This is a genomic window from Streptomyces sp. NPDC058052 (assembly GCF_042885515.1).
Taxonomy (GTDB): Bacteria; Actinomycetota; Actinomycetes; order Streptomycetales; family Streptomycetaceae; genus Streptomyces.
Genome location: NZ_JBHVRX010000003.1, coordinates 208,799 through 230,283 on the forward strand (window position 1 = coordinate 208,799; position 21,485 = coordinate 230,283).

The following is a 21,485-nucleotide window of genomic DNA, read 5'->3' on the forward strand; positions in this document are numbered from 1 at the left end:
AGAGCCGAGCTGTGAGCACCGAGGAGCACGAGGACGCGCCGCTGGACGTGGCGGTGGTGGGCGGCAGCCTGGCCGGCTGCGCCACCGCCGTCCACTTCGCCACCCTGGGACACCGGGTGGCGGTGTTCGAGAAGAGGGCGACGCCCGAGACGTACCACAAGCAGCTCTGCACCCACTTCGTGCAGCCGCACACGGTGCCGCTGCTCAACGCCCTCGGACTGGCGCACCTCCGCGAGCCGTCCTCGTCGGTGGCGACGAAGGCCGTCTTCGTCACCCCCGGCGGGGTGGTCGAGACCCCGGGGACCGGATACGACCCCGACCGCCCGGACTCGTACGCGCTCAACCTGGAGCGGCGGGTCCTCGACCCGGCGATCCGCGAGTCCGCGCGACGGCACGGCGTCCGGTTCGTCGAGGCCACCGGCGTCGAGGGCGTCGAGCGGGACGCCGACGGCTGGAGCCTGCGCACCGCGGGCGAGGCCGGGGCGCGGCGGTACTGGGCCCGGCTGGTGGTGGCGGCGGACGGACGGCGCTCGCGGCTGGCCGGGCTGCTCGGCAACGAGGCGGAGAGCCGGCCCAACGAACGGGCGGCGCTCTTCGGCTACTTCAGGGGCATCGAGGCGCCGGCCGACAACCGCTCGGTCTTCGTGATGAACGAGCGCGACCTGGCGTGCAGCTACCCGCTCGTCGACGGCAGGACCGAGCTGGTCCTCTTCGCCGAGAAGTCGCGGGTCGAGGGGTGGCGGGGCACGGACGGCCGGATGCAGGAGTTCCTCAAGTACTTCGACGGCCTGGCGGACGCGCCGTCGGTGGCCGACGCGATCCCGGAGGGACCGCTGCTCGGCTACGGCGACTACCCGAGCCTCATCCGGCGGCCGGTGGCCGGCTCCGTCCCCTTCGTCGGCGACGCGGCCCTGTCGCTGGACGCCATGAGCGGCGTCGGCTGCGGTTTCGCGCTTCTCACGGCCCAGCTGCTGGCCCACTCCTTCGCCGGCCGGACCCTGGACGCCGAGGGCGTCCGGGACGGGCTCGACGCCTACCGGGAGCGGTTCGAGAAGACGCTCCTGCCGCACGCCGAGGGAATCTGCGGGGATTCCCTCGTCGACAAGGACGAAGCCACCCGCAAGCGGATGTTCGACACCATCTGCGGAAATCCGGAACTGAGCCAGAAATACCTGGCCCTGACCGGCCGCATGATCATGCCGGCCGAATTCCAGCGCGCTTTCATGCGCGGCCTGATGGCCCGCGGTTCGGGCGCGGCGAAGAAATAGGCCCCGCTGTCCGGAAAGCGATCCGTTCCCGCCGGCCGTTCCGGCCGTCCGGTCATTCCACCAGGGAAGGAAAAGACACCGATGCCGCGTGTCGCGTTCACGACGTTCGCGATCCTCAAGAAGCCGTACGGGAATCCCGAGGTCCAGGAGTTCGACGACCTGACGCCGCCGACCTTCGAGCAGGCGGAGCGCAGCCCGGGATTCGTCGCGCGGGCGAAGGAGGACCCCGGCCAGAGCCATCTCACCAATTTCCAGCGGGACTGGGGCGACTGGGGGAAGTTCGAGGTGCCGCGGTTCTACACGGGCGGCCGGACCGACGAGACCGACAGCCGGGCCTCCACCCTGTCCCTCTGGACCGACCTGGACTCCGTCTTCGCCTTCGTCTACGCCGGGCTGCACCGCTCCACGCTGAGCCGGCGGCACGAGTGGTTCCTGAAGCCGGAGTGGCCCACGTACGCGGCCTGGTGGGTGCCCGACGACGCCGTCCCCACCTGGGCGGACGCCTGCGCCCGGCTGGAGCACCTGCACGACCACGGCTCCTCGGCGTTCTCGTTCTCGTTCCGCCACCCGTTCGACGCCGACGGCGCCCCCACGCGGCTGGGCGGCGCGGCCGGGCGGCCGGGCACCGCCTCCGCGTCCGGCTCCTGACGCCGTCCGGCCCGTCCCTTCCACTCCACCAGGGGGTCCCCTTGATCACGCGTGCCTTCGACCGGTCGGCGATGAGCTGGTCGTACGAGATGCACCTGCAACCCATGCTGTCCGCCACCGACATCGAGGGGCTGCCGTTCGGCTCCGTCTTCGGCAGCGTCCCCGGGCACACCGTCTCGAAGCGCCACGCCCACCAGGACGGCGAGATGTTCATCGTCCTGGCCGGCCGGGCGGTCGTCGTGCTCGGGGACGAGGAGCGCGAGCTGGGGCCGGGGCACGTCTGCTACCTGTCGCCGTTCGGCTTCCACGAGATCCGCAACGACCACGACGAGCCCTTCGACATCGTCTCGGTGTACTGGGAGCACATCCCGAGCGCCGTCGCCGTCCTGGAGCAGTCGCCGCCGCGCGACCGGCTCGCCGACCGCACCCTGGTGTTCTGCCCGCCGCCCACGCCCAACGGCGGCCTCCACCTGGGCCACCTCGCCGGCCCGTACGTCCGCGCCGACATGCTGGTGCGCGCGCTGCGCAGCATGGGCCGCGACGCCCGGTACGTCACGGGCACCGACGACCACCAGTCGTACGTCGCCACCGCCGCCCTCCTGGACGGCACGACGCCGGAGGCCGTGGCCACGGCCGAGGGCGACGCCATCGTGGCGACCCTGCGCGCGGCCGCCGTCGGCGTCGACCGGCTCACCCGCCCCGCCGGGGACCCGGGGCACGCCGACCGGATCCGGAAGCTGCTCGACCGGGTCGCCGCCTCGCCCGCGGTGCGGGAGGAGGAGCGGGAGACGGCGTACTGCCCGAGCTGCGACCTCTCGCTGCACCAGGCGTTCGCGCGCGGGGCCTGCGCGCACTGCGCGGCGTCCAGCGACGGCGAGATCTGCGAGGCGTGCGGCCGGCCCAACGAGGCGCGGGAACTGGCCGGCGTCCAGTGCCGGATCTGCGGCACGGCCGCCGTCACCCGCCCGGAGCGGGCGCTCTGGCTGGACCTGAACGCCTACGCGGACGAACTGCGGGAGTACCTGCGGGTGTCGGCCACCGCGCCCGACCTGCAGATCCTGGTGGAGCGCCTGCTCGACGAGGGGCTGCCCCCGTACCGGCTCGCGCGGACCACCGGGTGGGGCGTCGACCTGGGCGACGGCACGGCCCTCGACGCCTGGGCGGACCTCGCGCTCACCTTCCTGGACGCCGCCCGGGCGGAGTCCGAGGACGGCGGTCCGGCGCGGATCGCGCTCTTCCTCGGCTACGACAACAGCTTCTACTACGCGGTGCTGCTCCCGGTGCTGGCCTTCGCGGCCGGTCTCGGCGAGCACCTGCCCGCCGCGTTCGTCACCAACCAGTTCCTGCACCTGGGCGACGAGAAGTTCTCCACCAGCCGCGGCCACGCCGTCTGGGCCGACGACGCGCTCGCCGAGGCGGGCCCGGACGCGGTCCGGCTGGCGCTGCTGCGCGACGCCCCGGAGGGCCGGGTCACCCGGATCACCGAGGAGCGCGCCGGCCGGCTGACCGAGGACCCGCTGTACGTCGCGGCGCACGCGTGGCTCGACGGCTTCGCGGCGCTGGACGGGACGGGCGACGGCGTGGTGCCGGGAACGGGCGCCTGGACGGACGCGCACCGCGAGTTCTACCGCCACCTGAACCTGACCACGCGGCAGTTCGACGGCCTGGTCCTGCCGGAGTCGTTCAGCGCCCGCGGCTACGTCGACCTCCTCGACTCCTTCGTGAAGCGCTGCGCCGAGTTCCGGGCGACGGAGGAGGTGGCCCGCAGGGTCCCGTCGCTGGCGGAGGAGGCCCGCACCAGCCTGGCGCTCGAACACCTGGCGGCCAAGGTGTTCGCCGCGCTGGCCTGGCCGGTCACCCCCGGACTGGCCGAGCGGGTCTGGGCCTGGCTGGGCCTGCCCGGCGAGCCGGTGCGCGAGGCCGACTGGTCCTTCCTGCCCTCCGGCACCCGGGTCGCGTCGCCCGCGCCCGCCCGCGCGGCGGCGGACGGCCCCGCCGCGAGCGGGCGATCGTGAGCGACGCCGGTCCGGCCGGCCCCGCCGGCGGCGCGGGGCCGCCCGCCACGGCGGACGTCGTGGTGGTGGGCGCCGGGATCACCGGCGCCGCCGTCGCCCACCACCTGGCCCGCCGGGGCGCGTCCGTCGTCGTCCTGGAACAGGCGCCCCGCCCGGGCGCCGCGGGCGCGACCGGCTTCTCCGGCGGCATGGTGCGCGCCTACGACCCCGACCCGGCGATCGCCCCGCTGGCCCTGGCCGGCCTGGCCGCCTACCGGGATCCGGGGCGCTGGGCGTCGGGGCGGGCCCCGCTGCGTACGGTCGGCGCGGTGACCGCCGCCGACCCCGGCGAGGAGGCCGCCTTACGGGCGGCCGCGGGACGGATCAACGCCGCCCTGGGCACCTCGGCGCACGTGGTGGCCGGGCCCGCGGAGGCGGCGGGCGTCCGGCTGGCCGGGGGGATCGCCCTGGTCGAGCCGCAGGCGGGATGGGTGGCCCCGGCGGAGGTCACGGCGGACTGGCTGGCGCAGGCGCGCGCCGACGGCGCCGCCGTCCGCTGCGGGGTGCGCGTGCGGGCGGTGGAGGCGCGCGGCGGCCGCCCGGTCGTGGTCACCGACGCGGGCACCGTCCTGGCCGGGGCCGTCGTGGCCGCGGTCGGGCCGTGGGCCGCCGATCCGGTGCCCGGGCTGCGGCCCGCCGTGCCGGTCCGCTCGCGGTCGATCCAGGTGAGCATCGTGGGGCGCGGCCCGTCGGTGCCGGATCACGCGACCTTCGTCGACCTGCGGACCGGCCTGTACGCCAAGCCGGTCGGCGCCGACCGGACGCTGGTCGGGATGCCGCACCTGGTCTGGGGCTCGCCGGTCGGCGCGCCGCCGGACCCGGACCACGCGCGGGCGACCGTCGCCGCGCTCGCCGCGCACTTCCCGTGGCTCGCCACGGCCCCGTGCCTCGACACGATCCGGGCCGCCGACGCCTATGGCGCGCCGGACCCCGACGGGCCGGCGTCCGGACTGCTCACGGAGACGGCCGTGCCGCGCGCCTGGGCGGTGCGGGGCTGGAACGGCGGCGGGGTGAAGACGGCACCGGAGGCCGGCCGCCGCATCGCCGAGGCCGTCCTGGCCGGCTCCTGTCCCGGCTCCGCCTGACGGCGCGCTCCGGCTCGACCGCCCGCGGGCCGCGCACGGCGCGCCCTCGCCCCGGGCTGCACCACTCCCATTCGCTCTCGTCAAGGGGGAACAGTGACCCGCTGCCATGATGTGCTCGGCATAGGTTTCGGTCCGGCCAACCTGGCTCTGGCCATCGCCCTGGAAGAAGAGGGGCACGATCTCGACATCCGCTTCCTGGAGGCCCGTCCGGGGCCGTCCTGGCAGAGCGCGATGATGCTCGACGGCTCGGACATCCAGAACCATCCGGTGCGCGACCTGGTGTCGCTGCGCAATCCGCGCAGCCGCTACAGCTTCATCAACTACCTCTTCGAGAACGGGCGGCTGCTCGACCACCTCAACCTCCCGATGGAGTTCCCGCTGCGCAAGGAGTACGCGCAGTACGTGACCTGGGCCGCCGGTCACTTCGACCGGCTCGTCGACTACGGCGTGCGCGTCACCGGCGTCACGGTCGGCCCGGACGCCGAGGGCCGGCCGCGGTACACGGTCGTCACCTCCGCGGGCGAGACGCTCCAGGCGCGGGCGCTGGTCGTCGGCACGGGGCGGGCCCCGTTCGTGCCGGAGCCGTTCGACGCGGTGGACTCGCCGCGCGTCTTCCACCTGACGCGCTATCTTCCGGCGCTGCGGGAGCTGGAGGAGGCGGGCGTGGTGCCGCGCCGGGTGACGGTCGTCGGCGGCAGCCAGAGCGCGGTCGAGCTCACCCTCGACCTCGCCCGGCGCTATCCGGCGGCGGAAGTGACCACACTCGTACGGTCACTGACGCTCCGTGAGAAGGACACCAGCCCGTTCAGCGAGGAGGGGTACTTCCCCGGCTTCACCGACTACTACTACGGGGCCTCGCGCGAACGGAAGGACGCCATCGACCAGTTCATGCGGCTGACGAACTACTCGTCCGCCGACGGCGACGTGCTGCGCGAGCTGTACCGGCTGATCTACGAGCAGCGGCTCGACGGCGAGCAGCGGGTGTTCGTCAGCGGCAGCCGGCAGGTGCGCGCGCTGGAGGTGGGCGAGGCCGGCGTCCGGATGAGCGTGGACGAGCTGAACACCGGGGAGTCCGAGGAGCACGAGGCCGACTTCGTCGTCCTGGCCACCGGGTTCCGCGATCTCGGCCCGGCCGCCCACCAGGAGCGGGTCCCGGCGCTGATGCGCGGGATGGCGGAGGAGTTCGCCTTCGACACGCACGGCCATCTGGCCGTCGGCCCGGACTACGAGGTGCGGCCGGTGGCGCCCGAGACGCCGGCGCTCTTCCTCAACGGCCTGTGCGAGTCCAGCCACGGCATCGGCGACGCCGGTTCGTTCAGCCTGCTGTCGCTGCGGGCCAAGGTGATCGCGGAGAGCCTCCGCAAGCGCCTCTCGTGAGGGAGCCTCCGGACGGCTCCGGGGCGGCCGCCTCCGAGCGGGCGGCGCGGCGGCCCGGGCTCGCGATCGCCGGGCAGGTCGCCGGCGGGGTCCTCGGCGCGGGGATGCTGGTCATGCCGCCCGTCGTGGCGGCCCTCGCGGCCGGCGACGCCCTCCTCGTGTGGGCGGCCCACGTCCTGCTGGGCGGCTCGGTCAGCCTGGTGCTGGCCGGGCTCGTCCGGGCGCGGCTCGGCCCGTCCTCCCTGGCGGGGGCGGTCGGGGCGCTGCTGGGCACCTGGGCGGAGCGGGCGGTGGACGGTGTCTTCGCGGTCGCCTTCACGGCCGGGCAGGCGGCGATCGCCTGGTTCGCCGCGACGGCGCTGCTGACGGCCGGCGACGGCTCGCCGCCCCGGGCGGGGCCGGACGGCCTGCCGGTCGCCCTCGGCGTGCTCGCCGTGGGCGTGGCGGGGGCGCTGGCTCCCGTGGCGCCGCCGGCCGTGCTGCTCCGGTGGCGTCCGTGGGTGACCGGTGCCCTGGCCCTGGCGTGCGCCGCCCTGTTCTGGCCGGCGGATCCGGGGGCGGGCACGGCGCTGGCGCCGTCGGGGTTCTCGGCGCCGGGTGCGCTGTGGCTGGCGCTGACGGCGCTGTTCTTCGCCGGTGTCGGCTGGGAGACCGTCACCGGGGCCGTCCCCGCGGTCGGCGCCGGCCCCCGGCGCACCGCCACGGGCGTGGCTCTGGGGGCGGTCCTCGTGGGCGTCGTCTACCTGGGTCTCGCGGCGGTCCAGGAGCACGGCGCCCGCGCTCCGGCGGGCGCGCCGCTGCGCTGGACACTCGCCGTGGCGACGGCCGTCGTCCTGACGTCGTACGTCCTCACCAACGTCCGTACCGCCGCCCGGATCGCGGCGCGGCTGTACCCGGCCGGGCGGCGGTCCGCGGCGCGGGGGCCCGCCCCGGCGCTGCTCGTGGCCGTCGGCGCGGCCTGCTGCGCCTTCGCCTGGGCGGGGGCGCGGGACGGCGGCGTACCCCTGCTGCTGCTCGGGCCCGCCGCCGCCGCGCTGGCCGGGTACGCGCTGGCCGCCGCGGCGGCCGTACGTCACGGCGGGCCGCTCCTGCGGCCGGCCGGGGCGCTGCTGCTGGCCGTGCTGGTGGGTCTCGCGGTGCCCGCCGTCCCGTTCCTGTCCGGCGCGTGAGACCGCCGGGCGCCTCCTCCCGTTCCTACGGCTCCCTTTCCACCCCCCTCTCCGAGGAGACCCCTCATGAACGCCTCCCCCCTCGAATCCGAGGTCCGCAGTTACAGCCGGAACTGGCCGGTGGTCTTCGACCAGGCCCGCGGCAGCCGGCTGACCGATCGTGACGGCCGCTCGTACCTGGACTTCTTCGCCGGCGCGGGCGCCCTCAACTACGGGCACAACCCCCCGGCGCTGAAGCGGGCGCTCCTCGGCCACCTGGAGCGGGACGGGATCACGCACAGCCTGGACATGCTGACGGTGGCGAAGGAGGAGTTCCTCGCCGAGTTCGGGGCGCGGGTGCTCGCCCCCCGGCGGCTGGACTACAAGGTCCAGTTCCCCGGCCCGACCGGCACCAACAGCGTGGAGGCGGCGCTGAAGCTGGCCCGGAAGGTGACCGGCCGGCAGACGGTCGTCGCCTTCACGGGCGCCTTCCACGGCATGTCGCTGGGCTCCCTCGCGGTCACCGGGAACGCGTCCAAGCGGGGCGGCGCGGGTGTGCCGCTCGGGCACACCTGGCGGCTCCCGTACGACGGCTTCGCCGGCGGCGAGGTCTCGGGCCTGAGGCTGCTCGACAGCATGCTCGACGACAGCAGCAGCGGAATGGACCTCCCGGCCGCCGTCATCGTGGAGACCGTGCAGGGCGAGGGCGGGGTGAACCCGGCCGGGCCGGCCTGGCTGGCGGACCTGGCGGAGCTGTGCCACCGCCGGGGGATCCTGCTGATCGTGGACGACATCCAGATGGGCTGCGGGCGTACCGGCCCGTTCTTCAGCTTCGAGGGCGCCGGGATCACCCCGGACATCGTCTGCCTGTCCAAGTCCCTGAGCGGGTACGGGCTGCCGATGGCCCTGACGCTCTTCCGCTCCGAGCTGGACGTCTGGCGGCCGGGCGAGCACAACGGCACGTTCCGGGGCAACAACCCGGCGTTCGTGACGGCCGCCGCGGCGCTGCGGGAGTTCTGGGCGGACAGCGCCCTGGAGAAGCAGACCGAGGTGCGGGGGGCGCTCTTCGAGGAGCGGCTGGGCGAACTGGCGGGGCGGTACGCGGCGCAGGTGGCCACCCGGCGCGGGCGCGGCCTGGCGTGGGGCCTGGCCTTCCGGGAGGCGCCGCTCGCCCGGCGGGTCGCCGACGCGGCCTTCGCCCGCGGGCTCCTGGTGGAGACCTCGGGCTCCGAGGACGAGGTGGTGAAGCTGCTGCCGCCGCTCACCGCCTCCGACGAGGAGCTGGCCGAAGGGCTCGACGTCCTGCGGGAGTCGGTGGCCGCGACCGTCGACGGCTGACGCCGGGGCGCGGCGGAAGGAGGCGGCGGGGGGGCGGGGCGGTGCCCCGGTCCCGTGCCGTACCCGTCTCACGTCCGTGCCGCGGCGGCCGTCTCCTCGGGGGCGGCGGCGGTCCCGCCGACCGGTCCGCCGCCGGTGAACCAGTGGGTGCGGACGGCGTCGGTGGGGCGCGGTTCACCGAGCGCGTCGAGGCCCCAGACCGCCAGGGCCTCGACGACCGGACGCAGTTCGGCCCCGCGCGGGGTGAGCTGGTACACGGTCGCGCTGGCGGGCCGCTCCAGGCGGCGGCGCTCGATCAGCTCCTCGCTCTCCAGCTGCTTGAGCCGGCTGGCGAGGATGTCGGTGGAGACGCCGGGGAGGTCGGCGTGGAGGTCGGTGTACCGCCGGGGGCCGTTCAGGAGTTCCCGGACGATCAGCAGGCTCCAGCGCTCCCCCACCGCGTCCAGGGTTCGGGCGACGGCGCAGTACTGGTCGTAGCTTCGGCGTGGCATGGTGGCCAGCATAGCCAAAGGGTTGGACTTTCCAAGTAGGAACTTGGTAGAACGAAGCAGCCACGGCGGCGCGGATGACGGTCACGGTCGGGAGGCCGCAGATGAATTTTCGACAGTCCAGCAAGTTGAAGGACGTGTGCTACGAGATCCGTGGCCCGGTCGTCGACCAGGCCAACGCCCTGGAGGAGGCGGGTCACAGCGTCCTGCGGCTGAACACGGGCAACCCGGCGCCGTTCGGCTTCGAGGTGCCGGAGGAGATCCTCCAGGACATCATCCGCAACCTGCCCAACGCGCACGGCTACAGCGACGCCCGGGGCATCCTGCCGGCCCGGCGCGCGGTGATGCAGTACTACCAGCAGCGCGGTGTCACGGGCGTGACCGTCGACGACGTCTACCTCGGCAACGGCGCCTCGGAACTGATCCAGATGGCCGTCCAGGCGCTGGTCGACGACGGCGACGAGGTGCTCGTGCCGATGCCCGACTACCCGCTGTGGACCGCCGTGGTGCGGTTCGCCGGCGGCCGGGCCGTGCACTACATGTGCGACGAGGAGGCGGACTGGTTCCCCGACCTCGACGACATCGCGTCGAAGATCACCGACCGCACCAAGGCCATCGTCGTCATCAACCCCAACAACCCCACGGGCGCGGTCTATTCGAAGGAGCTCCTGGAGGGCGTCCTCGACCTCGCCCGCCGCCACGGCCTGATGGTGCTGGCCGACGAGATCTACGACAAGATCCTCTACGACGGCACCGAGCACCACTGCCTGGCCGCGCTCGCCGACGACGTCGTGACCCTCACCTTCAACGGCCTCTCCAAGTCCTACCGCGTGGCCGGATTCCGCAGCGGATGGCTGGTCGTCTCCGGACCGAAGGAGCAGGCCGGCGACTACCTGGAGGGCCTGACCATGCTGGCCGGCATGCGGCTCTGCCCGAACGTGCCCGCCCAGTACGCCGTCCAGGCCGCGCTCGGCGGCCGCCAGTCGATCCACGACCTCACCCTGCCGAACGGCCGGCTCACCGAGCAGCGGGACGTGGCCTGGCGGGCGCTGAACGAGATCCCCGGCGTCAGCTGCGTCAAGCCGAAGGGCGCCCTGTACGCCTTCGCCAGGCTCGACCCGGACGTCCACAAGATCGTCGACGACGAGCGGCTCGTCCTCGACCTGCTGCTGCGCGAGAAGATCCACCTGGTCCAGGGCACCGGCTTCAACTGGCCCCGCCCGGACCACTTCCGCTTCGTCACGCTGCCGCGCGCCGACGACCTGGAGACCGCGATCAACCGCATCGGCCGCTTCCTCTCCACCTACCGCCAGTAGCGGGCCGGAAGGGCGTCCGGTTCCAGCCAATTCCGCTGCCGGAACCGGCAATTGACGTATCGCCGGACCGTGGACGCCACGGGCGGGCAAGCTGGATCATGAAGTGACCGTTCCTCGCACCCGACACCCGTGGTGCATCCCACCGGAGGAGCTCCGTTGAACCGTCAGAGCCAACGCCCGCCCGCCGTGATCGTCATGAGCGACCTGGCGGCCCTCGCCCGCCAGCACCGCCTGATCACCGACATCGCGGAGCGCGGGCTGGCGCCGCTGGTCGTCGTCGGTCCCACCACCGACCTGGCGAAGCTGACCGGGCACATCGACGACCCGGCCCACCCGCTCTCCCGGATCCGGGCCGTCCGCCAGTTCCCGGACGCCGTCATCGCCGGCGTCCTCGCGTCCGTGCAGGACTGGATCGCCGACTACGACATCCGCGGCGTGATCTGCAGCGGCGAGGTCTTCGTCGACCCGTGCGGCGTCCTCTCCGAGGCGCTCGCCCTGCCGGGCCCCGGCTCCTGGGCGGCCCGCGTCTGCCGCGACAAGGTCATGCAGCGCGTCATCCTCCGCGACCACGGCCCCACCTGGCGGGCCTTCGCCCCGCACCAGCGGGAGTCCGCCGCCGCCGACGCGTACCCCGCCGTCGTCAAGCCGGCCGGCCGGATGTTCAGCTCGGGCGTCGTCCGCGTCGAGAACGACGAGGAGCTGCGCGCCGCGCTCACCGCGTACGAGCCGGACGAGACGATCCTGGTGGAGGAGCTCGTCACCGGACCGGAGTTCTCCGTCGAGGCCCTCGTCCACCACGGCGAGCTGATCTGGAGCGGCGTCACCGCCAAGCTCACCAACGAGGACGACAGCCGCTTCTTCACCGAGATCGGCCACACCAGCCCCGCCGACCTCCCGCTCGCCCACACGGACGCGCTCGTCGCGGCCAACGCCGCGATCCTCAAGGCGCTGCGCTTCGACAGCGGGATCACCCACGCCGAGTTCCGGCTGCGCGACGGCCAGCCGGTCCTCATGGAGATCGCCGCCCGCCTCCCCGGCGACGCGATCACCATGATGTGGCACCTCGCCACCGGCCGCCCCATCGAACCGGCCATCGTCGACCTCGCCCTCGGCGTGCGCCCCGACTACCCGACGCCGACCCGCCGGGCCGTCCAGCGCTTCGTCGAGCACACCCCCGGCCGCCTCACGGACGTCCGCTACGAGGGCGAGCCGGTGTCCTGGATCGTCGACGACGCCTTCTGGCCCAGCGTCGAGGCCACCACCCCCGACGCGCCGGCCCGCTGCGCCTCGGTCATGGTCGCGCTTCCCCGGAACGCCCGCCTGGGCACCCTCGCCGACTCCTCCGGCCGCTCGGCCTACGTCGTCGCCGACCTCCCCTGGGACGCCGACCCGGTCGCCGAGGTCCGCGCCTACACCGACCGGGTCGAGCTGACCGTCGAGCCCGACCCCGCCTGACCCGCCCCGCCGCGGCCGGCCCTTCCTCCCGGGGAGGGACCGGCCGCGGCGGAGCACCGGCGCGGCCGACACCCTTTTGGATGCCGTACCGCGCCGCACGGGCCGCGAGACGCGACAATCACTCTCAGTGATGGCCCGTACCGATTCCGTCACGGGATCGCCAAGGCAGGGAAGAAGCACCATGAGCGACAAGCCCACCATCGTCCTGGTCCACGGCTTCTGGGGCGGCGCCGCCCACTGGGCGAACGTCATCGTCGAGCTGGACAAGCGCGGGTACGACAGGATCCGCGCGGTCGAGAACCCCCTCACCTCCCTCGCCGACGACGCCGAGCGCACGCGCAAGATGCTCCGTCAGGTGGACGGCCCCGTCGTCCTCGTCGGCCACTCCTACGGCGGCGCCGTCATCACGGAGGCCGGCGACCTGCCGAACGTCGCCGCGCTCGTCTACGTCGCCGCCTTCGCGCCCGACGCCGGCGAGAGCCCCGGCGGGCTCAGCCAGGAGATGCCGCCGGCCGCGTTCGAGAACATCGCGCCCGACTCCGACGGCTACCTCTGGATCAAGCGGGAGAAGTTCCACGAGAGCTTCGCCCAGGACCTGTCCGGGGACGACGCCCTCGTCATGGCCGTCACCCAGAAGGCCCCGCTCGCCTCCACGTTCGGCGACGCCGTGACGGCGCCGGCCTGGCGGAACAAGCCCGTCTGGTACCAGGTCTCCACCGGGGACCGCATGATCCACCCCGACAACGAGCGCCGCATGGCCGCGCGCATGGACCCCCGCAGGACCGTCGAACTGGCCGCGAGCCACGCCTCCCTGGCCTCGCAGCCCCGGGCGGTGGCCGACCTGATCGAGGACGCGGTCCGCGAGACCGCCGGCTGACCCCCGGCGCCCCCTCAGGGCGTGACGATCGGGAACGCGGGGTCGGGCACCGTGCGGTACGACAGGAGCCGGGCCAGCAGCGCCGGGTCGCCCTCGGTCCCGATCCCCAGCTCCTCGGTCGTCCGCCCGGCGAGCAGCCCGAGGAGCTGGGCCTTGGCGAGGGTGAGGGTGAGCCCGGCGGGGGTGCGGGGCGGGGCCGCGGACTCCCGGTGGGTGAGGGCGCCGTGGCGCAGGGTGAGCCGGTGCCGGGTGCCCGCCGCCGCCGGCCCGTCCGTCACGACGAGGTCGATGACGAGCGTGTCGTCCCAGGCGCGCGGGCCGTCGATCGCGATGGCGACCGAGTCGATCAGCATCGGGACCGTCAGGGCCATCGCCATCTCGGGGTTGGTCATGTCGACCATGTCCCCGGTGAGGCCCTCCCGGAGCTCCTGGGCGCCGCGCAGGTAGACGTTGCGCCAGGTGGCGTTCTCGGCGCCGTGCCCGAGCCGCTGGTACACCCCCGTCAGCGCCTCCTTCGCCTCCTGGTTCTCCGGGTCGGCGAAGACGAGGTGGCCGAGGAGCGTGGCGGCGAAGCGGAGGTCGCCGTCCTCGGCGTAGGCACGCGCCTTGGCCAGGGCGTTGGCGGGCCCGCCGGCCACGTCCACGTACCGCCGGGCCAGTTCCACGGGCGGGTGCTCCCACAGGTGCGCCGGGTTGCCGTCGTACCAGCCGAGGTAGCGCTGGTAGATCGCCTTCACGTTGTGGCTGAGCGAGCCGTAGTAGCCGCGGGCGTGCCACGCCTTCCGCAGGGCGGGCGGCAGCTCGATCCGTTCGGCGATCTCGACGCCGGTGTGCCCCTCGTTCAGCAGGCGGAGGGTCTGGTCGTGCATGTACGCGTAGAGGTCGCGCTGTTCCTCCAGGAACCGCACCACGGCGTCGTGGCCCCAGGTCGGCCAGTGGTGGGAGGCGAAGCCGACGTCGTACCGCCCGTGGAAGTACTCGATGGCCTCGTCGAGGTAGCGGGCCCAGACGCGGCTGTCCCGGACGACCGCGCCGCGCAGGGTGAGCACGTTGTGCAGGGTGTGGGTGGCGTTCTCGGCCAGGCACAGGGCGCGGTGGTCGGGGAAGAGGAAGTTCATCTCCGCCGGGGCCTCGGTGCCCGGTGTCAGCTGGAAGACGATGCGCACGCCGTCGACCGTCTCCTCCTGCCCGGTCTCCGTGATGTCCACGGTCGGCGGGATCAGGCTGATCGTGCCGGTCGAGGTGGCCTGTCCGAGCCCCACGCCGATCTGCCCGTCCGGCGCCTTCGGCAGGCCGACGCCGTACATGTAGCTGGCCCTGCGGGTCATCGCGGTCCCGGCGTACACGTTCTCGCTGACCGCGTGCTCCAGGAAGCCGGCCGGCGCGAGGATCGGCACGCCCTCCTCCGTCCCGTGCGGAAGGACACCGCGGACGCCGCCGAAGTGGTCGCCGTGCGAGTGCGTGTAGACGACTCCGGTGACCGGCCGGTCCCCGCGGTGCTCCCGGTAGAGCGCGAGGGCGGCGGCGGCCGTCTCGACGGAGATCAGCGGATCGACGACCACGACCCCGCGCTCGCCCTCGACGATCGTCATGTTCGAGATGTCCAGGCCGCGGACCTGGTAGATCCCCGCGGTGACCTCGTACAGCCCTTGGCGCGCGGCGAGCTGCCCCTGCCGCCACAGACTCGGGTGGGCGGTCTCCGGACACGGCTCCTTGAGGAATCCGTACGCGTCGCCGTCCCAGATCACCCGGCCGTCACCGGCCGTCACGACACCCGGCACGAGCGCGCCGAGGAACCCCCGGTCGGCGTTCTCGAAGTCGGTCGTGTCCCCGAAGGAGGGCAGGGTCTCGGTCATGTGCCTGGTGCTCCGTTCCGCTCACGGTCTCTCGCACGGCCTGTCGACCCATCCGATCACCGGCGCGGAACTCCCGCATGTCGGGTGGACGCGGGAGGGCGGGGAGGGACCGTCCGGGGCCGGCCGGGCGCCACCGGAGTCAGCCGCCCCAGCCGCCCCACTCCTCACGGCCGCCGCCGCCGTCGCGGCCGTCCCCGCCCGCGCCGCCCCAGCCGCCCCAACCGTCCCGGTCGTCGTCCCTGTCGTCGTCGCTGTCGTCCCTGTCGTCGCTGTCGTCGCCGTCGCCCCGGCCGCCCCCGTCCGGCCCGTCCTCGTCCAGGCCGGTCTCGGCGTGCAGGGCCGCGCGGGTCAGCGGCCCGTACACGCCCCGCTCCTCCGGAATGTCACGGGCGCCCTGGAAACGGATCAGGGCCGCCTCCAGGAACGGGCTGAACGTCCCGTCGACGGACCCCAGGTACAGGAAGAGCCGCTGGAGGCGCCGCTGGAGGTCCTCGACCTCGGGGCCGGTGCTGCCGACCCGGAGCCCTTCCGTTCCCGGCTTCCCGGTGGGCCGGGCGCTCCGGGTCGCGGACGGCTCGGGCGCCGCCGTGACCGGGGGCGCGGAGGTCGGCGCCGCGCCGCGGTCACGGGGGCGGGCGGGCGCGGACGAGGCGGCCGGGCCGGCGGAGGTCCCGGCCGACGGCGTGCCGGCGGCCGCGGACGGGGCTCCCGTGCCCGTCGACGGTGCGGCGACGGGCGCCGGCGGAGCGGAGCTCGTACGCGACGGGCCGGGGTCCGGCGGCTCGGCGTCCGGGGCCGACGAGGGCGGCGGGAGATCGGGCATCGTGAGGGTCAGGCTGTCGGGTCCCGCGTGGTCGAGGCGGGAGGTGAGTCCGACCGTCAGCCCGATCCCGGCGGCCAGCGCCCCGGCGATCAGCAGCGGAAGCGACAGTCCGGCGCTCCGCTCGTCGCGCCCGGAGGTCCGTGCGCGGCGCCGCGCCGCCCTGGGCGCTCTGCGCCCGCGCCTGCCCGCCCCATGGCGTCCGCGTGCCCCGGCCACGGCGGGCTCCCGGGACCCTCCGGCCTGTCCGGCTCCCCCCGGCGGCGCCGGATCGCCGTCGAAGAGTTCGACGTCCTGCACGCGCGCGCCCGGCCCCCCGCCGCCGCCGGGCCGGGCGACCTTCCCGAAGACGTCGTCGCCCTGCGCCCCGGTGGCGCGCGGCTCCGGTTCGGGGGCGCGGGGTGCGACTGCTTCGGTCAGGGCAGTCCTGTTGCGCATACGGGTGCTCCAGATATGGCGAAGCGGTGGACGGTACGGCGGAATCGTGAAGAACCGCGTGGAGTCGAGGAGACTTTGACCGGCACTCAAGCTGACCGTCAACAGCGGACAGACCGCATAAAAAGCGGGCACTCGCGACGTAGATTCTTAAACAACTCTTAATAAGTGACGCACGTCACCCCCGCGGAACACGCCGGGGGCGCGGGTCGCCAAGTCACCGGCTCGGCCGAGGACTTGGACGGGCCGCGCCAGGGCGCCGGGATCACCCCTCCGGAGCGAGACCCAGGAGGGTGCGCATCCCGCGCAGCGCCCACTCCTCCGCCCGGCCGTCGCCGTGGAGGAGCCTCGCCGGGGTGATGCCGGCGGCGAGGGACTCCAGGCCGTAGACGAGCGGGGGCACGTCCGTCCCCGGCGGGAGGTCGCCGGCGGCGATCGCGGCGTCGATGTCGTGGCGGAGGGTGTCCCGCCAGCGGGCGCGACCCTCCGCGATCCGGTCGTGCACGGCGCCGCTGCGGCCGTCGTAGTCGTAGGTCACCTGGGTGAGCAGACAGCCGCCGGAGTAGCCGGGGTCGGCGCCGTACCGCACCCAGGCCGCACAGGCGGCCAGCAGGCGGGGCAGGCCCGGATCGAGGTGGCGCACCGGCTGCCAGACGCGGGCGCGGAAGGCGTCCATGACCAGCTCGACCGTCTCCAGCTGGAGCCTCTCCTTGCTGCGGAACTGGCCGATCACCCCCGCCTTGCTCATGCCCAGCAGGTCGGCGAGCCGGCCGATGGTGACACTGTCCAGCCCCTCCATGGAGGCGATCTCGGCGGCGGCGCTCAGCACCGATCGCCGGGTTTCGAGGGCCGCTTGAGCCGATGCACGTCCTGCCATGCCCCGAGTTTAGCAAACGACCGTACGGCATTGACGTACGAACGATCGTACTCTTAAATCCTCGCCATGACGCCTACCGCCTCCGTCCCCGCCTCGTCCCGCCGGGCCTCCCTCGCCCTGTTACTCGCCTGCGCGGGCACCTTCCTGAGCTTTCTCGACGCCACCGTGACCAACCTGGCGGTGCCGCCGATCGCCGCCGGCTTCGACGTCTCGCTGACCACCGTCTCGTGGGTCGCCACCGCCTACGTGATCCCCTTCGCCGCCCTCCTCGCCCCGGCCGGACCGCTGGCCGACGCCGTCGGCCGGGCGCGTCTGTTCCTGGTGGGCGTCGCCGTCTTCACGGCGTCGTCGCTGCTGATCGCCGCGGCCCCGAACCTGCCCGTGCTGCTCGGCGCCCGCGCGGTCCAGGGCCTGGCGGCGGCGCTGCTGGTCCCCGCCTCGCTGGGGCTGGTCCTCGCCGAGGTCCCCGCCGAACGGCGGCGCGCCGCGATCGGCCTGTGGAGCGCGGCGGGCGCGCTGGCCGCCGCGGCCGGCCCCGCACTCGGCGGCCTCGTCGTCGACGTCCTCGACTGGCGGGCGCTGTTCTGCCTCAACCTGCCGGTGGGCCTCGCGGTGCTGGTCGCCGGACGCACGCTCGTGGCCGGCGAGGCCCGCGCCGGCCGGGGACCCGACCTCGCGGGCGGCGTGCTGCTCGCGCTCGGCGTCGGCGCCGCGGTGTACGCCCTGACGCAGGGCCCCGACCACGGCTGGGCCTCGGTCCACGTCCTGGCCGCCGCCTGCGTCACCGTCCTCGCGGGCGCGGCGACCGTGCTGCGGTCGCTCCGGCACGAGCGGCCGGCGCTGCGGCTCGACCTGTTCCGCAGCCGGACGTTCGCCGTCGCGAGCGGCGTCTCCCTCGCGTACGGCGCCGCCCTGTTCGCCACGATGCTGCTCGGCGTGCTCTTCCTGACCGACGCGTGGGGCTACTCCCCCCTGGAGGCGGGCCTCGCGATGAGCCCGGCGGCACTCGTCACCGCCGTGGTCGGCATCGGCGTCGGCCGGCTGCCCGTCGCCCTCACCCCGCGCACCCTGGTGGCGGCGGGCTCGGCCCTGGTCGCCGCCTCGACGGCCGTGCTGGCCCTGCTGATCGACACCGAGCCGCACTTCTGGACGCTCTGGCTCCCGGCCGGAGCGGTGATGGGCGCCGGCGTCGGCATGGCCACCGTCGGCGTCTCCAGCGCCGCCGCCCTCTCCGTCGCGCCCCGGGACTTCGCCGCCGCGACCGGCATGGTCATGGCCGCCCGCCAGGTCGGCGGCGGCCTCGGCATCGCCGCCACGGCCGTGATCGTGGCGGAGGTCGCGGGCACCGGCGCGGAACCGTACGCCGCCGTGTACGGGTTCGCCACCGCCGTCAACCTCGCCGCCGCGGCCGGCGGCCTCGCCCTGCGCCCCACTCCCCCGCCCGCGCCGCGCCCCGCGCCGCCGGCCGACCGCACCCGCGTCCTCGAAGGAGACCAGCGATGACCGACCGGCCCGAACATCCGGAGCTGCCCGACCGGCCCGGCCTGCCCGACCGGCCCGACCTGCCCGATCGGTCCGAACTGCCCACCGTGAGCGACCGGTCCGCCGTACGTGCCCGGCCCGACCTGCCCGCTGTACGTACTCTGCCCGCCGCGCACGACCTGCCTGCCGCGCACGACCGGCCGGATACCTCCGCCGATCTCGCCGCCGAGTCGTCCGACCCGTTCTGCCTGCCGCCGGAGGCCGCCGCCGGCCTGCTCCGCGGCCTCCCCTGGAACCGGCTGGCCGTGCTGGGCGACAGCGTCACCGCCGGCGTCATGGACCCCCTCCCCGGCTACCGCCGGCGCTCCTTCGCCGACCGCTTCGCCGACGCCCTCGCCGCGACCCGCCCCGGCTTCGCCGCCGTCAACCTGGCCCGGCCCCACCTCCTCCTCGACGAGATCCGGGAGCAACAGCTCGTCCCCGCCCTGGAGTTCGAAGCGGACGTGGTGATGGTGAGCGCCGGCGGCAACAACGCCTTCCGCGGCTTCGCCCCCGAGGAGCTGCGTGCCGAGCTGGCCTCGCTCCTGACGCCCCTCGCCGAGAGCGGCGCCGTCGTCGTCACCATCGGCCTGTTCGACCTCGCCCGGTCGGGCCTCGTCCCGCCGGAGCACGCCGACGGCATGGCCCGCCGCTTCGACGCGCTGGACCGCGTCACCGCCGAACTGGCCCGCGCGCTCGGCGGCGTCCACGTCGACACCCACCACCACCCGCTCGCCGCCGACCCGTCCCTCTACGCCGCCGACCGCGTCCACGCCAACGCCCGCGGGCACGCGGTCGCCTTCGCCGCCATCGCCACCACCCTGGCCCGGTACGCCGAGGAGGCCCGAGCGACGCGCTGATTCCCCACGGCTCCCTCCCCTCCTCCGCCGCCTCAGCCCGCGAGCCACACGAACGGCGCGCCCACCAGGTGGTACCGCAGGAGCACGCCCGCCGTGGCGAGCGAGGCCAGCGCGGTGAGGGTGAAGAGGATCCGGGCGGTCCGGGTCCACCACCCGCGCTGCCAGGCCGCGACCGCGCCCGCCACGACGGCGAGGGGCGCCGCCACCAGGGCCGTGCCCAGCCCGGTGACCACGGACAGCAGGGGGGAGCCCAGCGGCACCTTCTCCATCATGGCGTTGACGTCCGAGACGACCGCCGCGAGCGCCGCCGCGAATCCCGCCGTGAGGACGCCCGTCCCCGCCGCCGCGGCGCGCGCGGCCCGCGCCGCGCGCGGGTGGGGCGTCCGGCCGCGCAGACGCCGTACCGCCGCCGTCGCGGGATAGGCGAGGGCGCCGAGCGCCGAGACGGCCAGACCGGAGCCGAGCAGGGCCAGGTGCAGGGCCGGCGACTGGCGCCACGTCAGCTTCTCGTACGCCGTCGACGGCGTCGCCGACGAGGCGAGCACCCCGTCGCCGGTGAAGGCGATCGTGGCACCACCGCCCCCGCGCTCCCGGAACAGGCCGTCGCCCAGCGCGGTCCAGCGCTGTTCGCCCCGGTCGGGGTCGGGGGAGAGTCCGGTGGTGCGCAGCCCGTTCCGGCCGTCCTCCTCGACCGTGACCGCCCCGACCAGCCCCTCGACGGCCATCATGCCGGTGCGGCTGACCCGGGCGGCGCGGTAGTTCCCGGTGTACGAGGCGAGGTCGGGGTCGGAGGCGGCGGGGGCTCCCCCGGGCACGGCGGCGTCGGCGTCGGGCGCGGCGGGATCGGCTCCGGGCGTGGCGTCGTCGGCGTCGGGCGCGGCGGGGTCGTCCGGGGCGAGGGCGTCGACGATCGCGCCGATCACCTCCCTGCCGTCCTGACCCGCCCGTCCGCCGGTGCCGTCGCCGTTGAAGACGACGAAGATCCCCAGGTCGTGTCCGGGCAGGAGGAGCAGGCTGGAGTGGAAACCGGGGATGTCGCCGTCCTTGAATCACCCGGTGCGCCCGCCGCTCCGCCACTCCTCGTAGCCGTAGCCGACGCCGGGCAGGCGGGCGTCCTGACGGTAATGGACGCGCTGCATCAGCCGGTTCGCCGCCGAGCCGGCGGCGAGCTGGTCCACGAGCCAGCGGCCCATGTCGCCCGCGGTGCTGACCGCCCCGGGACCGGCCGGGCTCCACGCCCCGTACTGCCCCTCGTCCTCGATCCAGCCGGAGGCGCCGTCGGGCCGGTAGCCTCGGGCCAGATTCCGCGCGATCCGCTCGGGATGCGGCTGGGCGACGGTGGAACGGGTCATGCCCAGGGGCCGGAGGACGCGCGCGTCGACGTAGTCGGGGAAGTCCTGTCCCGAGACCTCGGCGACGAGCTGGCCGGCGAGGGCGTACGCGTAGTTGTCGTAGGCGGCGGTCTCCCCGGGGGGCCGCACGCGTGGCGGTCGCCGCGTGGTCAGGCTCTCGGCGAGCGGCTCCACGTCCTCGGCGGCGGCCCGGTTGCGGCCGACGAGGTCGCTGTCGAAGCCGGCGGTGTGGGTGAGCAGGTGGTCCAGGGTGACGGGGCGGCCGGGGTGGGTGTCGGGGACGACGACCTCGCGGAGGCGGTCGTTGACGTCGGCCCGCGCGTCGATCTCGCCCTCGGCGACGAGCTGCGCCGCGGACTGGGCGGTGAAGAGCTTGGCCAGCGAGCCGAGGAAGAAGCCGGTGCGCTCGGCGTCGACGGGCGTCCCCGTCCGGACGTCGGCGACGCCGTACCCCTTGGCGAGGACCGTCCTGCCGCCGTGGACGACGGTGACGGCCGCGCCCGGGATCCGGTCGTCCCTCAGATGTCCGGTGACGGCGGCGTCCACGAGGGACTCCAGGTCCGCGGGGGCCGCCGCGTGAGCGGTGCCGGCGAGGAGGGCGGTCGTGCTGATCGTGATCGTGGCGGCCATCGTGGCGAGGGCCCGCATCGGCTTCGTACGCATGGGTCGACGATCGCGCCGGAGGGCGGGGCGGCGGCAGTGCGAGACAC

At 74.7% G+C, this 21,485-nt stretch carries 17 protein-coding genes and 1 pseudogene; 12 read left to right on the forward strand and 6 right to left on the reverse strand.

Translation table 11 applies throughout. The annotated features are described in order from the left end of the window. The first annotated feature begins 11 nt into the window (after positions 1-11). The 7 genes from ACFVU3_RS05695 (at position 12) to ectB (ending at position 8,918) form a co-directional block, all read left to right on the forward strand. Positions 12-1,268 carry an NAD(P)/FAD-dependent oxidoreductase gene (locus ACFVU3_RS05695; RefSeq protein ID WP_390063960.1) on the forward strand — a complete coding sequence of 419 codons (1,257 nt, stop codon included), beginning with the start codon at positions 12-14 and terminating at the stop codon, positions 1,266-1,268. An 81-nt stretch (positions 1,269-1,349) separates the two neighbouring features. Further along, positions 1,350-1,916 carry a DUF3291 domain-containing protein gene (locus ACFVU3_RS05700; protein WP_390063961.1) on the forward strand — a complete coding sequence of 189 codons (567 nt, stop codon included), beginning with the start codon at positions 1,350-1,352 and terminating at the stop codon, positions 1,914-1,916. 41 nt (positions 1,917-1,957) lie between these two features. Beyond that, the gene (locus tag ACFVU3_RS05705) at positions 1,958-3,931 is read left to right on the forward strand and encodes a class I tRNA ligase family protein (RefSeq protein WP_390063963.1); all 1,974 of its coding nucleotides are present in this window, start codon (positions 1,958-1,960) and stop codon (positions 3,929-3,931) included. Next, the gene (locus tag ACFVU3_RS05710) at positions 3,928-5,055 is read left to right on the forward strand and encodes an NAD(P)/FAD-dependent oxidoreductase (RefSeq protein ID WP_390063965.1); all 1,128 of its coding nucleotides are present in this window, start codon (positions 3,928-3,930) and stop codon (positions 5,053-5,055) included. Before ACFVU3_RS05705 ends, ACFVU3_RS05710 begins: the two co-directional genes overlap by 4 nt. Before the next feature lie 93 nt (positions 5,056-5,148). Then, a complete protein-coding gene (locus tag ACFVU3_RS05715) occupies positions 5,149-6,432 on the forward strand; it encodes a lysine N(6)-hydroxylase/L-ornithine N(5)-oxygenase family protein (protein WP_390063966.1) in 1,284 nt (427 codons plus the stop codon). Then, entirely contained in the window at positions 6,429-7,601 is a 1,173-nt protein-coding gene (locus tag ACFVU3_RS05720) for an amino acid:polyamine antiporter (protein ID WP_390063967.1), read from the forward strand. Before ACFVU3_RS05715 ends, ACFVU3_RS05720 begins: the two co-directional genes overlap by 4 nt. Positions 7,602-7,667: 66 nt before the next feature. Beyond that, complete coding sequence (gene ectB / locus ACFVU3_RS05725) at positions 7,668-8,918, forward strand: diaminobutyrate--2-oxoglutarate transaminase (protein ID WP_390063968.1); 1,251 nt, start codon at positions 7,668-7,670, stop codon at positions 8,916-8,918. 137 nt (positions 8,919-9,055) lie between these two features. On the opposite strand, the pseudogene ACFVU3_RS05730 reads toward ectB, so the two are convergent. Continuing rightward, positions 9,056-9,409 (reverse strand): annotated as a pseudogene (locus tag ACFVU3_RS05730) (winged helix-turn-helix transcriptional regulator); the annotation flags it as partial. A 101-nt stretch (positions 9,410-9,510) separates the two neighbouring features. Between ACFVU3_RS05730 and ACFVU3_RS05735 the strand changes: the two are divergent. From ACFVU3_RS05735 to ACFVU3_RS05745, 3 genes are all read left to right on the forward strand, one after another. Beyond that, positions 9,511-10,722 carry a pyridoxal phosphate-dependent aminotransferase gene (locus tag ACFVU3_RS05735; RefSeq protein ID WP_390063970.1) on the forward strand — a complete coding sequence of 404 codons (1,212 nt, stop codon included), beginning with the start codon at positions 9,511-9,513 and terminating at the stop codon, positions 10,720-10,722. A gap of 156 nt (positions 10,723-10,878) precedes the next feature. Next, complete coding sequence (locus ACFVU3_RS05740; RefSeq protein WP_390063971.1) at positions 10,879-12,177, forward strand: acetyl-CoA carboxylase biotin carboxylase subunit family protein; 1,299 nt, start codon at positions 10,879-10,881, stop codon at positions 12,175-12,177. Between the two features lie 181 nt (positions 12,178-12,358). Next, positions 12,359-13,054 (forward strand): alpha/beta hydrolase, encoded by a 696-nt coding sequence (locus ACFVU3_RS05745; RefSeq protein WP_390063973.1) that lies wholly within the window; start codon positions 12,359-12,361, stop codon positions 13,052-13,054. A gap of 14 nt (positions 13,055-13,068) precedes the next feature. Here ACFVU3_RS05745 and ACFVU3_RS05750 read toward each other — a convergent pair whose 3' ends face one another. From ACFVU3_RS05750 to ACFVU3_RS05760, 3 genes are all read right to left on the reverse strand, one after another. Next, positions 13,069-14,910, reverse strand: coding sequence for an alkyl/aryl-sulfatase (locus ACFVU3_RS05750; RefSeq protein WP_390063975.1), 1,842 nt, complete (start codon positions 14,908-14,910; stop codon positions 13,069-13,071). 139 nt (positions 14,911-15,049) lie between these two features. Beyond that, on the reverse strand, positions 15,050-16,168 hold the full coding sequence (locus ACFVU3_RS05755; protein WP_390063977.1) for a peptidoglycan-binding protein: 1,119 nt from the start codon (positions 16,166-16,168) through the stop codon (positions 15,050-15,052). Positions 16,169-16,430: 262 nt separating this feature from the next. After that, complete coding sequence (locus tag ACFVU3_RS05760; RefSeq protein ID WP_390063978.1) at positions 16,431-17,042, reverse strand: TetR/AcrR family transcriptional regulator; 612 nt, start codon at positions 17,040-17,042, stop codon at positions 16,431-16,433. A 66-nt stretch (positions 17,043-17,108) separates the two neighbouring features. Here ACFVU3_RS05760 and ACFVU3_RS05765 point away from each other — a divergent pair, with 66 nt between their 5' ends. After that, positions 17,109-18,545: a DHA2 family efflux MFS transporter permease subunit gene (locus ACFVU3_RS05765; protein ID WP_390063980.1), complete on the forward strand. Its 1,437-nt coding sequence runs from the start codon at positions 17,109-17,111 to the stop codon at positions 18,543-18,545. Continuing rightward, complete coding sequence (locus ACFVU3_RS05770; RefSeq protein ID WP_390063982.1) at positions 18,542-19,423, forward strand: GDSL-type esterase/lipase family protein; 882 nt, start codon at positions 18,542-18,544, stop codon at positions 19,421-19,423. Before ACFVU3_RS05765 ends, ACFVU3_RS05770 begins: the two co-directional genes overlap by 4 nt. A 32-nt stretch (positions 19,424-19,455) precedes the next feature. Here the strand turns inward: ACFVU3_RS05770 and ACFVU3_RS05775 are convergent, their stop codons facing one another. Both ACFVU3_RS05775 and ACFVU3_RS05780 read right to left on the reverse strand, forming a co-directional pair. Beyond that, entirely contained in the window at positions 19,456-20,346 is an 891-nt protein-coding gene (locus ACFVU3_RS05775) for a hypothetical protein (RefSeq protein WP_390063983.1), read from the reverse strand. Positions 20,347-20,472: 126 nt separating this feature from the next. Then, positions 20,473-21,438: a serine hydrolase domain-containing protein gene (locus ACFVU3_RS05780; RefSeq protein WP_390063985.1), complete on the reverse strand. Its 966-nt coding sequence runs from the start codon at positions 21,436-21,438 to the stop codon at positions 20,473-20,475. Between the last annotated feature and the right edge of the window lie 47 nt (positions 21,439-21,485).

Bases quoted from the DNA above. Each gene is read 5' to 3' on its own strand.
- ACFVU3_RS05700 (WP_390063961.1), top strand. From the start codon at position 1,350: ATGCCGCGTGTCGCGTTCACGACGTTCGCGATCCTCAAGAAGCCGTAC.
- ectB (WP_390063968.1), top strand. From the start codon at position 7,668: ATGAACGCCTCCCCCCTCGAATCCGAGGTCCGCAGTTACAGCCGGAAC.
- ACFVU3_RS05735 (WP_390063970.1), top strand. From the start codon at position 9,511: ATGAATTTTCGACAGTCCAGCAAGTTGAAGGACGTGTGCTACGAGATC.
- ACFVU3_RS05745 (WP_390063973.1), top strand. From the start codon at position 12,359: ATGAGCGACAAGCCCACCATCGTCCTGGTCCACGGCTTCTGGGGCGGC.
- ACFVU3_RS05750 (WP_390063975.1), bottom strand. From the start codon at position 14,910: ATGACCGAGACCCTGCCCTCCTTCGGGGACACGACCGACTTCGAGAAC.
- ACFVU3_RS05755 (WP_390063977.1), bottom strand. From the start codon at position 16,168: ATGCGCAACAGGACTGCCCTGACCGAAGCAGTCGCACCCCGCGCCCCC.
- ACFVU3_RS05760 (WP_390063978.1), bottom strand. From the start codon at position 17,042: ATGGCAGGACGTGCATCGGCTCAAGCGGCCCTCGAAACCCGGCGATCG.
- ACFVU3_RS05765 (WP_390063980.1), top strand. From the start codon at position 17,109: ATGACGCCTACCGCCTCCGTCCCCGCCTCGTCCCGCCGGGCCTCCCTC.
- ACFVU3_RS05770 (WP_390063982.1), top strand. From the start codon at position 18,542: ATGACCGACCGGCCCGAACATCCGGAGCTGCCCGACCGGCCCGGCCTG.
- ACFVU3_RS05780 (WP_390063985.1), bottom strand. From the start codon at position 21,438: ATGCGTACGAAGCCGATGCGGGCCCTCGCCACGATGGCCGCCACGATC.